At 62.6% G+C, this 15,601-nt stretch carries 13 protein-coding genes; 8 read left to right on the top strand and 5 right to left on the bottom strand.

Annotated features, from left to right (window positions below):
* Positions 1–22: 22 nt before the first annotated feature.
* A complete protein-coding gene (locus ABIE52_RS07910) occupies positions 23–1,078 on the bottom strand; it encodes a BUD32 family EKC/KEOPS complex subunit (protein WP_192712459.1) in 1,056 nt (351 codons plus the stop codon).
* A gap of 466 nt (positions 1,079–1,544) precedes the next feature.
* Between ABIE52_RS07910 and ABIE52_RS07905 the strand changes: the two genes are divergently transcribed.
* Genes ABIE52_RS07905 through ABIE52_RS07895 form a run of 3 tightly spaced genes read left to right on the top strand, consistent with a single transcriptional unit; the run spans position 1,545 to position 5,626 of the window.
* Positions 1,545–2,165: a TetR/AcrR family transcriptional regulator gene (locus ABIE52_RS07905; protein WP_039972893.1), complete on the top strand. Its 621-nt coding sequence runs from the start codon at positions 1,545–1,547 to the stop codon at positions 2,163–2,165.
* A complete protein-coding gene (gene kstD / locus ABIE52_RS07900) occupies positions 2,165–3,928 on the top strand; it encodes a 3-oxosteroid 1-dehydrogenase (RefSeq protein ID WP_192712458.1) in 1,764 nt (587 codons plus the stop codon). Before ABIE52_RS07905 ends, kstD begins: the two co-directional genes overlap by 1 nt.
* A gap of 15 nt (positions 3,929–3,943) precedes the next feature.
* Positions 3,944–5,626, top strand: coding sequence for an ATP-binding cassette domain-containing protein (locus ABIE52_RS07895; RefSeq protein ID WP_003944811.1), 1,683 nt, complete (start codon positions 3,944–3,946; stop codon positions 5,624–5,626).
* Positions 5,627–5,643: 17 nt separating this feature from the next.
* On the opposite strand, the gene ABIE52_RS07890 is transcribed toward ABIE52_RS07895, so the two are convergent.
* Complete coding sequence (locus tag ABIE52_RS07890) at positions 5,644–6,291, bottom strand: hypothetical protein (protein ID WP_192712457.1); 648 nt, start codon at positions 6,289–6,291, stop codon at positions 5,644–5,646.
* A 440-nt stretch (positions 6,292–6,731) separates the two neighbouring features.
* Here ABIE52_RS07890 and ABIE52_RS07885 point away from each other — a divergent pair, with 440 nt between their 5' ends.
* Positions 6,732–7,286 carry a LysM peptidoglycan-binding domain-containing protein gene (locus ABIE52_RS07885; protein WP_192712456.1) on the top strand — a complete coding sequence of 185 codons (555 nt, stop codon included), beginning with the start codon at positions 6,732–6,734 and terminating at the stop codon, positions 7,284–7,286.
* A gap of 12 nt (positions 7,287–7,298) precedes the next feature.
* On the opposite strand, the gene ABIE52_RS07880 is transcribed toward ABIE52_RS07885, so the two are convergent.
* The gene (locus ABIE52_RS07880) at positions 7,299–8,030 is read right to left on the bottom strand and encodes a TetR/AcrR family transcriptional regulator (protein ID WP_192712455.1); all 732 of its coding nucleotides are present in this window, start codon (positions 8,028–8,030) and stop codon (positions 7,299–7,301) included.
* A gap of 197 nt (positions 8,031–8,227) precedes the next feature.
* Between ABIE52_RS07880 and ABIE52_RS07875 the strand changes: the two genes are divergently transcribed.
* The 4 genes from ABIE52_RS07875 to ABIE52_RS07860 are packed head-to-tail and all read left to right on the top strand — an operon-like array spanning position 8,228 to position 13,252.
* On the top strand, positions 8,228–9,787 hold the full coding sequence (locus ABIE52_RS07875; RefSeq protein ID WP_042951823.1) for an amino acid permease: 1,560 nt from the start codon (positions 8,228–8,230) through the stop codon (positions 9,785–9,787).
* Between the two features lie 2 nt (positions 9,788–9,789).
* Complete coding sequence (locus tag ABIE52_RS07870; RefSeq protein WP_192712454.1) at positions 9,790–10,623, top strand: urea amidolyase associated protein UAAP1; 834 nt, start codon at positions 9,790–9,792, stop codon at positions 10,621–10,623.
* Entirely contained in the window at positions 10,620–11,273 is a 654-nt protein-coding gene (locus tag ABIE52_RS07865) for an urea amidolyase associated protein UAAP2 (RefSeq protein WP_083057262.1), read from the top strand. Before ABIE52_RS07870 ends, ABIE52_RS07865 begins: the two co-directional genes overlap by 4 nt.
* The gene (locus ABIE52_RS07860) at positions 11,270–13,252 is read left to right on the top strand and encodes a 5-oxoprolinase/urea amidolyase family protein (protein ID WP_058226773.1); all 1,983 of its coding nucleotides are present in this window, start codon (positions 11,270–11,272) and stop codon (positions 13,250–13,252) included. Before ABIE52_RS07865 ends, ABIE52_RS07860 begins: the two co-directional genes overlap by 4 nt.
* Positions 13,253–13,367: 115 nt before the next feature.
* On the opposite strand, the gene ABIE52_RS07855 is transcribed toward ABIE52_RS07860, so the two are convergent.
* Together ABIE52_RS07855 and ABIE52_RS07850 are read right to left on the bottom strand one after the other, a co-directional pair.
* Positions 13,368–14,150 (bottom strand): Fic/DOC family protein, encoded by a 783-nt coding sequence (locus tag ABIE52_RS07855; RefSeq protein WP_047888369.1) that lies wholly within the window; start codon positions 14,148–14,150, stop codon positions 13,368–13,370.
* On the bottom strand, positions 14,147–15,580 hold the full coding sequence (locus ABIE52_RS07850; protein ID WP_249342662.1) for a putative nucleotidyltransferase substrate binding domain-containing protein: 1,434 nt from the start codon (positions 15,578–15,580) through the stop codon (positions 14,147–14,149). Before ABIE52_RS07850 ends, ABIE52_RS07855 begins: the two co-directional genes overlap by 4 nt.
* Positions 15,581–15,601: the final 21 nt, after the last annotated feature.

Here is a 15,601-nt window from a genome sequence, read left to right as displayed (position 1 = left end):
CCTGAGATGTGAATACGGCAGTTCAGGGAAAACCCTGTGCTCGACCGGAAGGCGGAACTGGCGCGGCATGCGGGTAGGGCGCATCCAAGTCGCCGTCGAACAATCGCCAGTAGAAGTCGTTCATCCTCGCAGCGGCGGGCGCGTGCCGTGTCACGATCGCGGCCACCTCTGGTGTCACATCACCTGGAATATGACCTGTGGCGCATCGTCGTACGTACTGGTTGCGGGCGACTGGTCCGCCGCTCGTCGGCCTCGGTACCCCGCAGACCTCGGTCACCAGCCAGTTGACCAGAAGCATGGCGGCGTAGTCGGCGTCATGAGTGGCGTGGCGCCGGACGAAGTCGTGCTCGGCAGTCGACAGGTCGAAGTGTGGGGATGTGGCCAGTCCGAAGTCGGTGAGATAGATCCGCTCCATGTCGGTGCGCATGTTGCCGAAATGTCCGTCCATGTGCAGCAACTGTCGATCGCGCAAGAATGCCACGATCTCCGAAAACTGTCGCTCGACTTCGGCAGCTTTGGCGGACGGGTTGTCTTCCAGCCAATTCGAGATCGGGTGTTCGATGTACTCGCAGAACAGTACGAGGCTGCACGGCGCACCGGCAAGCGCTTCGAGACGGGTCCGCACTTCACGGCTGGCGCCGGCGGTGTGAACGGAATCGATGTCGGCGTGTTCGGCCGCAACGGGCGAACGTCCGGGAAGTATCCGCCAGTGGTAAAGCATTGGGAACGACTGTGTTTCGCCGGCCAGAACGGCATCGGTGACCACGATGTTCGCGGCCAGTTCTCGCCAGGCGTTGAAGCTTGGGCCACCAATGCCGTACTGGCAGAACGTCGGCAGATCGAAATGGTTGGAAGTAGAGCCCACCTCGGCGATTTCCCGCACGCTCAGTGGGATGCGTTTGGTGAATACCGGAACGCCGTTGAGCCTGTTGTCATAGACCCTGATCACTCCTGCGGCGCCACCTACGCCGACACTCGAGATTTGAACGGTGTCGACCAGTCGGGCCAGTTCGACATCGTTCTGGGAAGACAGGAACGCCGACAGCTTTCGGTGGCGGTCAATCCTGACGTCTGTCATTCCACGACTGTGCCACAGGCTCGTCCGGCTTCGATTTCGCGGAGCCGCCTGTCGAAGTCACCGATTCTGGCGGTGTCCTCGTAGTAGTCCTCTTGCTCGATGATCTTTCCCACTTGGTCCGAACGAGAAGCACTGTTCGATTTCGATAGATGACGGCGCCGTCGGGGCCGAGGGCTCGGTCGTCGAAACGGGCGAGCAGGGTCATGCGCCAGAGTGGACCACCGAAATACGCTTCGGTGACCGCGCCTTGAAGCCCCGCATCGACAAATTCTTGGAGAAACGTCTCGATTCGGTCCCCATCGTTTCATCTTCGAAGCTTGTCGTGGCATCGAATGCCCTGTCAACGAAATGCCCGGGTCTGCTGATATCTGACAGAGAATTGGATATTGACAGTGACTGTCACAATAGGTGAGACTCGCATTATCGAGAACGGCCGGATCTCGGCCGAGGCGGGAGGACGTTGCTGATGTCACTACGGGAGAGACAGCGGTTGCAGGTGCGAGCAGACATTCAACGTGCGGCATTCGATCTGTTCGCGCGTGACGGTTTCGAGGACGTGACCACCGAGCAGATTGCGGCGGCAGCGGGGGTGTCGGCGAGTACGTACTTTCGGCACGTTCGTAACAAGGAGGATCTGCTGTTGGATCCGGTCAGGCAGGGCGGTGCCGGAATCGTGACGTTGCTCGAGGATCGCCCACCGACCGAGTCGGCTGATCTTGCGATATCACGGGCAATCCTCGAGCGTTCCAATGCTTTCGAGTCCGCGGAGATCGATCAGTGGCGATCGGCGTTCCGTACCGCGCCGCACCTGATGGATCGTGTCGCTCTGATCGCGCCCGAGCATCGTGATCGGTTGGTCGAGTTGGTGGCGCAACGTATGCAACTCGATCCGGAAAACGACAGCCGTCCAGGACTTCTCGTTCATTTGATGTTGGCGGCGGCGGAGTTCGGTTATCGGCAATGGATACGTAACCCTCACAAGCGCGGGGCATCACTTCCCGTGTGCGTCGAGGGGGCGCTCGACGCTGTTCGAGGATCCCGGTGGCACACGCAGGACGAAGATGACACGAAAGGTCGTGACCAGTGATGGACGAGAACCCTCAGGGCGCCGTGCCGCCCGTAGTAGATGTGCCCGTAGTGGATGTCGTTGTTGTCGGATCGGGGGCTGCCGGCATGTCTGCAGCCATCACCGCAGCCCGCAACGGACTCTCGACGATACTCGTGGAGAAGTCCGAATACTGGGGCGGTTCGTCGTCCCGGTCCGGGGGCGGCGTGTGGATTCCGGGAAACTCGATACTTCGCCGCGAGGCACCGACAGATGATATCGACTCTGCGCGAACATATCTGAAGAGCATTGTCGGAGAGGATGCAGACGCCGACCGAATCGACACGTATATCGATCGGGGTCCGGAAGCCCTCGATTTCCTGATTCGTCACTCTGCGTTGGAGCTCGAATGGGTGAAGGGGTACTCCGACTACTTTCCCGAGGCACCTGGCGGACGTGCAAGCGGCCGCTCGTGCGAGCCGCGCCCGTTCGACGCGCGAGCTCTGGGCGACGATCTTGCGACACTTCATCCGCCGTACATGAAGGTTCCGCTCAACATGGTTGTCCAACAATCTGATTACCGTTGGCTGAGCACGGGGATCCGGCATTGGCGGGGTCCGGTGCGGATGCTTCGGGTAGGAATGAGATCTCTGGCCGCAAGAGCTCGGAGGAAGAAGCTGATCGGGCTCGGGCCGGCGCTCATGGCCGAACTGATGCTCGGAGTTCGGGACGCCGGAGTGACGGTGGAGCTCGGGACGAGGCTTGTGGATTTGGTGACCGACAGTGATCGTGTCGTGGGTGTGCGACTCGAGTCCGGGGGAGTGCAGACCACCATGCACGCTCGATGCGGTGTCATCCTCGCGTGTGGCGGGTTCGACAACAACGACGACATGCGAGGCGAGTACCAGCGACGGCCGAGTAGCGCGCAGTGGACTCTCGGGGCACCGACCAATACCGGGGATGGCATCCGTGCAGCTCTACGCGTCGACGCCGCAATTTCGTACATGGACGACGCGTGGTGGGCCCCGTCGATTCCACTGCCCAAAGGCCCGTGGTTCGCCTTGGCGGAACGCTCGTTGCCTCGCAGCCTCATGGTCAACGCCAGCGGTCAGCGCTTCATGAACGAGTCACTTCCCTATGTCGAAGCGGCACACGCCATGTTCGGCGGAAAGTACGGCCGAGGTGAAGGACCCGCTGAGAACATCCCGGCTTGGCTGATCTTCGATCAGACGCACCGTGACCGTTACCTGTTCGCGGGGGTTCCGGCGCGCAGGCCGATACCTCGGTCGTGGATCGAATCGGGTGCGATCGTGCGAGCTGGATCGATTGCCGAACTCGCTGCCGAGATCGGAGTGCCGGGCGATGCGCTGTCCGCGACCATCACACGATTCAACAGTCACGCGCGCGACGGAGTCGATCGCGACTTCGGCCGTGGGACAAGCAGATACGACCACTACTACGGCGACTGCACCAACAAGCCCAACCCCAGCCTCGGAGAACTCACGAAGGGTCCGTTCTATGCCGCGAAGATGGTGCCTGGAGACCTGGGGACCAAAGGCGGCATCAACACGGACGCTCGCGCGCGAGCGTTGCGCGCCGACGGTTCGGTCATCGACGGGCTCTATGCAGCAGGTAACACCAGCTCACCGGTGATGGGTCATACCTATGCCGGTCCAGGTGCAACTATCGGTCCCGCAATGGTTTTCGGATATCTGGCGGCGCTCGATGCGGTCGGACGATCCCAGAACGGTAGTGAACTCGAGACCGAAGGCAGGAATAATGGTTTGGCAGATCGCCGTGGGTAGGGTTCTCTTGACAGCGTGACCCACCTCAACATCGCCGACGTCGACTACTTTCTCCCTGATGGTCGGCAACTGCTCAGCGGTGTCAGCTTTCGGGTCGGCAACGGTGCAAAAACTGCACTGATAGGCCCCAACGGGACTGGTAAGACGACGTTGCTCCGCATTGTCGCCGGAGACGTCGTCGCCGACGAGGGCGCTGTCACTCGATCCGGAACACTGGGCGTGATGCGGCAATTCGTCGGCCAGGTTCGCGACGAGTCCACCGTGCGCGATCTTCTGTTGTCCGTCTCGCCGGCACGGATCCGGGACGCAGCACTGGCGCTCGATACGGCAGAAAACGCGATGATCGAGCGCGACGAGGAATCAACTCAAATGAAGTATTCGCATGCGCTGGCCGATTGGGCCGACGTGGGCGGCTACGAGACCGAAGACTTCTGGGACAAGGTCACTACCGCGGCTCTCGGTGTTCCCTATGACCGTGCGAAGTGGCGCGCGGCCAACTCCCTCAGTGGTGGCGAGCAGAAACGGTTGGTTCTCGAAGCACTGTTCGCTGGGCCCGACGACGCACTCCTACTGGACGAGCCGGACAACTACCTCGATGTTCCGGGCAAGCGATGGCTGGAAAAGACGATCTCGGAATCGTCGAAAGTGGTTTTGTTCGTCAGCCACGACCGCGAACTGATCGCCAACGCGGCCACCCACATCGTGACGCTCGAGCCCGGAATCAGCGGCGCAACGTCGTGGACGCACGGCGCTGGGCTGGCCAGCTACCACCAAGCCCGCGAGGATCGCAACGCTCGATTCGAAGAACTGCGCCGACGCTGGGACGAGGAGCACGCGAAATTACGTGCCCTGGTTCTGCGATTGCGTGAAAAGGCCAAGTTCAACGACGGCGTCGCTGCGCGGTATCACGCCTCGCAAACCAGGTTGGCGAAGTTCGAGGAGGCAGGGCCACCCGAAGCGATTCCACTTCAGCAGAAGGTGACGGTTCGGCTGGCGGGCGGGCGAACCGCCAAGCGCGCGTTGGTATGTCAAGATCTCGAGCTGACCGGATTGATGAAGCCTTTCGACACCGAGATCTGGTACGGAGATCGGGTTGCCGTGCTGGGCTCCAATGGATCCGGAAAGTCGCATTTCCTTCGGCTCTTGGCGGGTGGGGGGACCGATCCGGGGAGCGAGCATCTGCCCGTCGAGGCGCTCGACATCGCGCCGGTCGAGCACGGGGGTACTGCGACGCTGGGTGCCCGCGTACGTCCCGGATTGTTTGCGCAGACACACTCCAGGCCCGATCTGACCGGAAACACGCTGCTCGAGATCCTGCACATGGGCGACGAACACCGCAGCGGAATGGGACGCGAAGCGGCGAGCCGCGCGCTGGACCGTTACGGATTGTCCCAAGCTGCGGAACAGAAGTACGACGACCTGTCCGGCGGTCAGCAGGCACGATTGCAGATCCTGCTCCTCGAGCTCTCCGGCGCCACGATGTTGTTGCTCGACGAACCGACCGACAACCTCGACCTTCATTCGGCTGACGCGCTCGAGCAGGGCATTGCTCAGTTTGCCGGCACGGTCATCTCGGTCACGCACGATCGCTGGTTCGCGCGCGGGTTCGACAGGTTCCTCGTCTTCGGATCGGATGGGAACGTGTACGAGAGCGAGTCGCCGGTGTGGGACGAGGCCAGGGTCGAACGAGCGCGCTGAGATCGAGCAGCCACTCCCTACCTGGGGAGAGGCGGCAGCTCGTTGATCATCGCGCGAAGGAGGCCCGGATCGCTGCGATCCGATCGAGGCGGGGGACAGCGCGAAAGATCGAGCTGTGTCGGAAAGCGCCACACAACGCGACCTGGATCTACCCTGTTCACCGCCGAGTACCAGTGGGTGAGGGGCTCGGCGAGCGCCGCGTGAAGCTCGAAATGCCGTCGTCGGCGGCTGGGGTCTCCTTCGCGCTGAAGTAGAAGCTGCCCCGGTGACGGTATCGAGATGACGGTCAGATCCGCGAAACCCAGTTCGAGGTGCTCGAAAGCTGTCTCGACTGCCGCGAGCTCGTACTCGAATCGCTCCCGAGGTGCTGCGCCCACCGCAGCGAGACACCAGCTGTAGTGCAGTTTCAGCGGGTCGCTGTCGCAGAGCGCGATACCGGTTCTCGCTTCGAGATCTTCCGCTTGCGACCATCGCTTCGAATTGACCGTTGTCCAGTAACTTGCCTGCACTTCGAGGTTGGTTCCATCCGGTTGGAACCCGGTGGGCTGATATTCGGCCACGAATTCCTCGACGACCGATTCATTCGTCATCTGGGCTCGGCACCAAGTGGTCTTGCCGGCGGCGCTGGGTCCTTCTACTGCGATGATCACCAGTTGATTCTCCATAACGATTGGGGCGGTTGGTTTTTGCCCGTTGCCAGGAATCTCTTAACATCCGAAGGGGGCTCCTTCGTGGTCCGACACGGCCTTTTTCGGTGCGGTGGGTCACAAAATCGCAGTGACGGTTGACACATAACGGACGGATAACGATCGGTATGGTTGAACCTCGAATCAACTAGTTGACCTGTGGTTATTTCTTGAAACTCGACTGAATCTGGTACGGCAGTGCCGGAAAACTGCCCCGTGACCAATCCGTGACCATCACCTACGGTCGTTGACAGCCCGAAACTACCGGGCAAACACCGACCCGCAACTGCGTGCTTCTGCCCCGCGGGTCCGGTACTCCCGAAACCTTCGCGGGGCAGGAGTGAAACAGACGAGTCGATCGACGAGACGTGAAAGCGTCCGGGCCGACCTCGTCCGCGGTAGCGGAGAGGATTTACCCAATGACCAGCATCACCTTCAAGCTCGCCCTCGGCGCAGTTGCAACCGCAGGCGCAGTCGTCGCGATCCCGCTCGCCATGAGCACCGGCACCGCTTCGGCAGCCGGCCACGACTGGTCCGGAGTCGCAAACTGCGAGTCCTCCGGTAACTGGGCCGCCAACACCGGAAACGGCTTCTACGGTGGTCTGCAGTTCACGCAGAGCACCTGGAACGCATTCGGTGGATCGGGCAACGCTGCCAACGCCAGCCAGGCCGAGCAGATCCGTGTCGCCGAGAACGTTCTCGCAGGCCAGGGCGTCGGCGCATGGCCCGTCTGCGGTCAGTACCTGACCACCGGCACCACCGCAGGCAACTACGAGGCCGCAGCCGCCCCCGTCACCGCTGAGGCTTCCGTCGAGTCGGCTCCGGCAGCAAGCACCGGAAGCGGCAACTACGTGGTCAAGGCAGGCGACACCCTGTCGAAGATCGCTGCTGCACACGGCATCTCGCTCGAGAACCTCGCCAGCCAGGTTCCGAACATCAACCTGATCTTCCCGGGACAGTCCCTCTCGGTCTAGTCTCGTGGCCGTTTAGGTCCTCAATGTGTCGAAATTGTCCGGAGCTGATGCAGCCCCGGACAATTTCGGCGTTTCTGCGTTCGCAATGAGCGTTGCCGCTTCCGTATGGATGGGGTCAAGATCCTGGCGCCACCCAAGAATGTGCAGCGCCGACCCGGCGATGACGGCGGCGGCGGGAATCGGGGTGCCTTCGAGCGCGTCGGCTCGCGCGCTGATCACGCTTTCTACCAGGCGAAACGGAAGCTCGGCCAGGTGCGTTGATGATGGATCGTCAATCGCGTCGAGCACATCCTGGGCGAGTGCCCGGTATTGCTCGCGAAGCCGATCGCGATCGGCTCGGAACGACATGAACCTGTCACTTCTCAGTTCCGGTAAGAGATAAAGGACGCCGAGGTTCCACCGTCCGGTGATCAGTTGTGCCGCGTCGATGTACGAAAGTGCGTACAGCTTAACCTCGGGTGCGGTGTCGAGTGGCCTGAGATTCTCCGCGAAGTCGAGCGCCGGCGTCACGGTGTCGGCGAGAAGTGCAACCAGAATGTCGTCCTTGGTGGCGAAATGGTTGTACAGCGACGCCTGACGCATTCCGACTGCTTCGGCGATGTGGCGTGTGGACGTCGCGGCGAAGCCTCGGGTGGTGAACAGTTCAGCGGCTGCATCCAAGATCTCCGCCCGGGCAGTGCCACCCGGGCGTCGGCGAGCGGTCAGGCGGGGTCGTCCGGGGCCGGCGTTGGTCACGCCTTCCATAGTGGCAGGCTGCGGCCTTACGTGCGGGATGGCCGCCGCTGTGAGCATTCGGTCACGTGCTCGAAACGTACTCAACGAGCCTGTTACAGAATCAGGCGAATCGTATACGCGGGCGTCACCTGCGGCGAGTGGATTTCGCGAAAACTATCAATCGACAGTTATTCGCCTCTGAATCGCTTCGCCGAAGGAGTACGCCGTTGAGTGCAACCACCCCGGCTGCGCAGCCCACCACCGCATCCGCACTCGCCTCTTCGCCTCACGACGACGGTGACCTCGCGGAGTTCGGCTACGAGCAGCAGCTGCATCGATCGCTGGGAAAGTTCGCGTCTTTCGCCGCGGGCTTCTCCTTCGTCTCCATCCTCACCACGATCTTCCAATTGTTCGGCCTCGGTTTCGGTTTCGCGGGTCCGGCATTCTTCTGGACGTGGCCGGTCGTCTTCATCGGTCAGTTCATGGTCGCTCTCAACTTCGCGGAACTTGCTGCCAGATATCCGATTTCGGGTGCCATCTACCAGTGGTCGCGGCGGATGGGTGGTGAGATCGTCGGCTGGTTCGCCGGTTGGTTCATGATTCTCGCTCAGATCGTTACTGCATCGGCCGCCGCGATCGCCTTGCAGGTCGTGCTCCCCAATGTGTGGAGCGGGTTCCAGATCATCGGCGAGGACAGCGCACTCACCTCATCGAGTGGTGCCGCCAACGCCGTGCTGCTCGGATCGGTACTTCTGGTTCTGACCACCTTTATCAACTGCATCGGCGTCAACTGGATGTCGCGTATCAACAACATTGGCGTGACCTGCGAAATCGTCGGTGTCATCGCAGTGATCGGGATGTTCTTCACCCACGCTCAGCGCGGACCGGACGTCGTCTTCGACACCGGCAGTGCCGGCGGTCAGCCCGGATACGCCTGGGCGTGGATCATGTCCGGACTGATGGCTGCTTACGTCATGGTCGGCTTCGGTTCGGCAGGCGAACTGGCCGAGGAGACCCGCAACCCCCGACGCGTCGCACCTCGTACGATCCGCCTTGCACTCTCCGCTTCCGCGCTCGGCGGCGGCTTGATGATCCTCGGCGCGTTGATGGCAGCGCCCTCACTCACCGACGGACGCCTGGCCACGGAAGGTTTGCCGTACGTACTGACATCGATTCTCAGTTCCCCGTGGGGCACGGTCTTGTTGATCGACGTCTCGATCGCAGTGTTCGTGTGCACCTTGGCCATTCAGACTGCTGCTTCACGGCTGATGTTCTCGATGGCCCGCGACGGGCGGCTTCCTGCCTCGCAGGTACTGGCAAAGGTCAACCCCCGCACCGGAACACCTATCGCGCCGTCCGTCCTCATCGGTCTGGTCTGCATTGCCGTCCTGGCCGTCAACGTGGGCAACTCGGCAATTTTTGCAACCCTGTCCAGCGTATGCATCATCTTGATCTACTTGGCCTACCTCATGGTGACCGTGCCGCTGCTGGTTCAGCGTCTCAAGGGATGGCCTCGCACGGCAGTCGGCCCCAAGTTCGACGCCGAAGGCAAAAAGCTTTTCTCCCTGGGCATCTGGGGAGTTCCGGTCAACATCGCCGCGGTTGTGTACGGCGCGCTGATGGTGATCAACCTGTCCTGGCCACGAGCCGAGATCTTCAACCCCACCGGGGAGTACCCCATTCTGCAGTGGGCCGCGCCCATCACGGTAGCGCTGGTCGTGGGGCTGGGAGTCGCTTGCTTCCCACGTGGCCGCGCCACCCCGAATCCCGTCACGATCGGAGCCTGACCATGAGTACTCAGACCACCGCCGGAGCGCGCGAGCATGCCCGGTCTCAAGCTGGAACGATCACCGATTCCATGCCCGTATTGCCGGCAACGCGTTGGCCGAACCCACCCGAAGACGTCGCTCCCGAACATTTGACCTGGGCTGAGACAGTGCCGGGTGGGCGGTACACGACCAAGGTTCTCGCACGTGGAACCCGATTGCGACTTCGCGACATCGCTGGCAGCGCCTGCGCAAACATCTTGCTCTATCGCGCCGACGCCCCCTGGGAGCGTCTCAACGTCGCCGATACCGTCAAGGTGCCATGGCAGGCCTATCTCGGCGTCGGGCACCCGTTGCTCTCCGATCAGGGGCGAGTACTTGCGACCGTGGTCGCAGACACGTCGGGTCACCACGACGCGTTCTGCGGAACGACGTCACGCGCCACCAACGAGGCGAAGTACGGGCAGGGCTCGCTGCACAGTGCCTCACCCGCCGGGCGTGAACTGTTCACCGTCGCTGCCGCGAAGAACGGACTCGGGCCGCAGGACATTGCGCCTCCGTTGTCCTTCTTCCACGGTGTCCGCGTCGAGGCGGACGGCGCTCTCACCAGTACGGGTTCCGCCGGCGCCGGCGCGACGGTCGATCTTCTGATCCACCTGCCGGTCATCGTGATGATCGCCAACACCGCGCACCCACTCGATCCGGCGCCGCAGTTTCCCACCACGTCCCTCGAAGTGCTCGCGTGGAAGGCCGCCGACGAACTCGGCAGCCTTGACGATCTCGGGCCGGAATACCAACGCGCAGTGCTCAATACCGAAGATGCCTGGACGGCTTCGAACCTGGAGGAGATCGCATGACCACCACCTTGGATGTCCCCGCCCTCGTTCCCGGAACGGTGATCCTCGACGAGATTGCTGACGCATTCGGGCCGTGGTCCGCAGTTGTCCGTGCCGGTGACGTTCTGACCATCGTCGATCTACACGGAAATCAAGCCGTCGACACCCTCGTTTACGCCGGTGACGATCACAGCGTTCGGTATTCGGCAGCAGCGACGGTCACAGCCCAGAAGAACCTGTTTCTGTCCATAGGCTCAGTGCTCCGCAGTGACGACGGAACTCCACTCATGACCCTGGTCGCAGACGAGGTCGGAAACCACGACACCGTCGGCGGCGCGTGCTCACAGGAATCGAACACCCTGCGATACGGCCACCACACCAAGCATCAGCACGCGTGCGTCGAGAACTTCCTCGTCGAGGGCGCAAAATGGGGGCTCGGTAAGCGGGACCTGGTGTCCAACATCAACTTCTTCATGAACGTCCCGGTCGACCCCGACGGCACACTCGGAATCGTCGACGGACTGTCGGCACCAGGCAAGCGGCTCGCGTTGCGTGCCGAACGTGACGTGCTCGTCCTCGTGTCCAACTGCCCGCAGATCAACAACCCGTGCAACGGCTTCGATCCCACGGCCGTCCGCATGATCGTCACACGGCCGGGAGCAGACGAATGAACGCAAAACTGACCATCGTGCGTCCCGGAATGCTGACGACGGTTCAGGACTATCCAGGACGCGTCGGATACTGGCAGATCGGAGTCCCACCATCGGGCCCGATGGACGACCTGTCGTTTCGGTTGGGAAACACCGCACTCGGAAACCCCGAAGGCGCCCCCGGCATCGAATGCGCGATGGCCGGACCTGCCATGACGTTCGACGAAGACACCACGGTCTGCATCACAGGTGCCCCGGTGTCGGTGACCGTCGACGGCGTCGTACACGGTCAGTGGCGACCAGTTTTCGTCCCCGCTGGATCGGTGCTCGACGTCGGAACGGTCAGCGGCCCGGGACTGCGCATCTACGTACTCGTACAGGGCGGAATCGAGACCGACGACTATCTCGGCAGTGCGTCGACCTTCACCCTGGGCAGGTTCGGGGGACACGAAGGTAGGACTCTGCGGGCAGGAGACGTTCTCAAACTCGGACAGGCGACCGGGGTCGCGGGAGCTGTTCCCGCCGAGCATGTTCCGGCGATACACACGTGCTGGGAACTTGCGGTGACCGAGGGCCCGCACGGGGCGCCGGAGTTCTTCACCCGCTCCGACATCGACACGCTGTACGCGACCGAGTACGAGGTCCACTTCAACTCCGACCGCACCGGTGTCCGGTTGATAGGTCCGAAACCAGACTGGGCCAGAACCACCGGCGGCGAAGCCGGACTTCACCCTTCGAACATCCACGACAACGCGTATTCGATCGGTGCACTCGACTTCACCGGCGACACGCCCATCCTCCTCGGACCCGACGGACCGAGCCTCGGCGGCTTCGTCTGCCCGATCACAGTGGTGTCCGCTGATCGCTGGAAGCTCGGACAGTTGGCTCCCGGGAACAAGATTCGCTTCGTGCCGGTCCGCGCCGAACGGGCAGCCTCCCGGCGTGACCTCGGAGTATCGCGTCGAGCCTCCAATTCGGTTGTTCATTCCTCCGGTGGTGACGGCGACGACGGCGTCATAGCCCGTCGTGACGGCGACACCGCGGTCACGTACCGGCGCTCAGGCGACGACAACGTGTTGGTCGAATACGGCGACATGAATCTCGACCTGGCGTTACGTGCGCGTGCTCATGCACTGCACCAGCGACTCGAAGCCGAGAAGCCGACCGGACTACTCGATCTCACCCCGGGAATCCGCAGCCTGCAGGTCCGCGTCGACCCGGACGTGCTACCCGTCCGCAAGCTGATGGGAATGCTCGCCGAGGCGGAGGACACCTTGCCGGCGGCCAACGAACTCGTTGTGCCAAGTCGCACTGTGCGGATGCCACTGTCGTGGGACGACCCGGCAACGCGCGAAGCGATCCAGCGGTACATGCACGGGGTTCGCGCCGACGCGCCGTGGTGCCCGTGGAACATCGAGTTCATCCGCCGGATGAACGGTCTCGAATCCGTGAACGACGTGTTCGACACCGTCTTCGGCGCCGAATACATGGTGCTCGGACTGGGTGACGTCTACCTCGGAGCGCCGGTCGCGACGCCGCTCGATCCGCGTCATCGTCTGGTCACGACCAAGTACAACCCCGCCCGCACCTGGACCCCCGAAAACGCCGTCGGGATCGGTGGGGCGTACCTCTGCATCTACGGCATGGAAGGCCCAGGCGGGTACCAGTTCGTCGGACGTACGACGCAGGTGTGGAATCACCGCCACCCCGCGAAGTCCGGGCCGTTCGAGGAGGGCACTCCGTGGTTGCTGCGATTCTTCGACCGGATCTCCTGGTACCCCGTCGAGCCGGAAGAGTTGATGGATCTGCGCGCGGACACCGCCGCCGGCCGCGGCGGGGGCGTCGAGATCGAGGACGGCAGCTTCTCGCTGGCCGAGCATCAGGAGTTCCTCGCGTCGAACTCGCGCTCGATCGAGGAGTTCCGCGCGATGCAGTCCGTCGCGTTCGGGGCCGAGCGTCAGCGCTGGTCCGACGCAGGGGAGTTCGCGCTGCCCGGTTGATGGTCGAGTGAGCACAGTCGTCTTAGAGTGAGCACCGCTTCCAGAGTGTCGGAAGCGGTGCTCACTCAGTAGTAAAGGTGTTCAGTCCGCCTGGAACGGGCAGCAGATGTTTGCGTCAGCGAGTCAGCGCGCGATTGAACAGATCGATGAACGGGCGAGGCGACGGGGTTCCGGTGGGCCGGAAAGGCGCAGAATCCCTCGACGCGGATACCCACTCGGTTCTGCTCACCCGCGACAAGTCGAGCTGATACCGGGTGTCCGCGGCGAGTCGGTGCAGGAAGAGGGTTCCGGTTCGCCCGTTTCCTTCCCGAAACGGGTGGGCATGATTGAGCGTCGAGTACACCGATGCGAGCGCGAACGACGCAGCGCCGTGATCGAGTGCTACCCAATCGACGGCGGCGATGATCTCTTCCACCTCGGACAGGTAGTTCCGAATCGCCGAGACCGGAGCAAACGTTGCCGCACCTTTCCTGATGTCGACGGTTCTGATGTGGCCGGCCCACTGGTACAGATCTTGGAAAACGTGCTGGTGAAGTAGGAGAAGTTCGGCTGTGTCTCGCGTGTGCGGTACGAGGTCGCTGCCGAGATGCGCCTCACCCAGGCGAAGCGCGGTCGCCGCGAACTCGAGTGATTGCAGTGCGGCGGGATCTCGTACGTCGAAATTGTTCTCGAGCACCGATGTACCGCGATAGACGTACGGCGCTGATCTTCGCCAGCGGATTCGTGGGGGAATTGCAGACGAGAGGCCGACTGCTCGCGCCAATTCCTGCTCGAAATACTCACGCCGAGAGAGCATCCCGATCATGACGGCCTCGAGTTCCGCGATCTGCTCATTACTCGGATCCCAGCCTTCGAGGCGCTCCGCCGCTAGAACCTGTTCGAGCGCAGTGCGATTCACGGGTCGATGTCGGGTAGCGCCGACGCGGACGCGGCATATTCGAGTCGTCGTTGCACACCTGCGACCTCGCGCACTGCATTGCTCAGCAAGCTCCGCGAGAGCGGAGTGAGTTCGGAGATCACGACTTCGTCGGTCGGTGGCCGACCTGCCGCGAACTGATCGGTCTGGTGGCGGACACGAATCTGCTGCAACACCTCGAAAGATTCGATCAGTACCTGGGCGTCGTCGTCGAGTAGGAAACCGCTTCCCGCTGCAGCCTTGAGGCGTTCGAGTGTCGAACTCGTGCGGGCGCCCACGGAAATCCCCGCCCAACGAGCGATGTTCACGATCGGTTGGACGGCGCTGGCTTTGAGGTCGACGGTTCCGGTCCGACGCGTCATCACGTCCTTGAACGAATGGAGCTTTGCCTTGTCTCCGACGGCTTCGCGAAGGAGCAGTCGCATGACGGCCGGGTGCAGTCGCAGTTGATCCAACGCCGCAGGGCGAGGATCCAACGCCGGATCGCCCGCGACGACGCGGGCATCCGCCAGCATCGACAACATGACCAGGGCCTGGTCCTGGTACGGATTGGATACCCATTTCCGCAGCGCAGTGCGCCATTGTGGGAGCGTCCGAGCGAACCTGGCCTGGGTCGCGACGGCGTTCTTGGTGTCGCGAGGGAACCCGCAGAGATCGAGGATGTCGTGGATCGTCTTCGCGGCGTCGGCTCCCTCGTGATGAGATTCGCCGCCCCACACCAGCGCACTGTCGATATCCGAAGAGGGGAGCGCTTCACGTCTGGCGACGCTGCCGAGCGACAGCCACGCGAAATCCGGTCGCTCGTCTCCGCCCACCACCAATTCGATGGCGCGCCTGACCGTCACGTCGATCAGCACCGCCAGCGTCGCACCGATGTCGAGCGGTGAGACCCGTGACGCCACCAATTCCGTCACCAGAACAGGGACCGCGCGGGCTGTTTCGACGAGGTGGGCGTCATCCTGTGCTGTGGCGAGCGCTGCGCGCAGTTCGAAACCCTGATTGGTGGCCGAAGTCAGGAGGTCGCTGAGTTCGAGCACGCCCATCAGTGCGCCTGCCTCGGTCACGACCGGGAGATGGCGCAATCCGTACTCGAGCATGTCGGTCACGGCGTCGGCGCCCAATCGATCCGGATCGACTGTCACTGCTGACGGCGTCATCACCGTTGATACCGGCTGATTGCTGTCGATACCACCGACTACCACACGAGCACGTAGGTCACCTTCGGTGAAGATTCCGAAACCGGTTGTAGCCGTCGGGATCACAACAGCGCGGCGGCCCGCGTCGGTCATCAACTTCGCGGCCTCGCGGATGGTGGCCTGTTCGCTGCAGACAATTGCGGGTCCGCGCAACAGGTCTCGTACCCGGCGCATGGCGGGACTCTGCATGCCTTGCCCCGTCGAGTGCCCCGTCATGGGGTCATTGTCTCAGGTGTG

The sequence above is a fragment of the Rhodococcus sp. OAS809 genome (assembly GCF_040546695.1).
Taxonomy (GTDB): domain Bacteria; phylum Actinomycetota; class Actinomycetes; order Mycobacteriales; family Mycobacteriaceae; genus Rhodococcus_F; species Rhodococcus_F qingshengii.
This window is presented reverse-complemented; position numbering and strand designations above follow the sequence as displayed.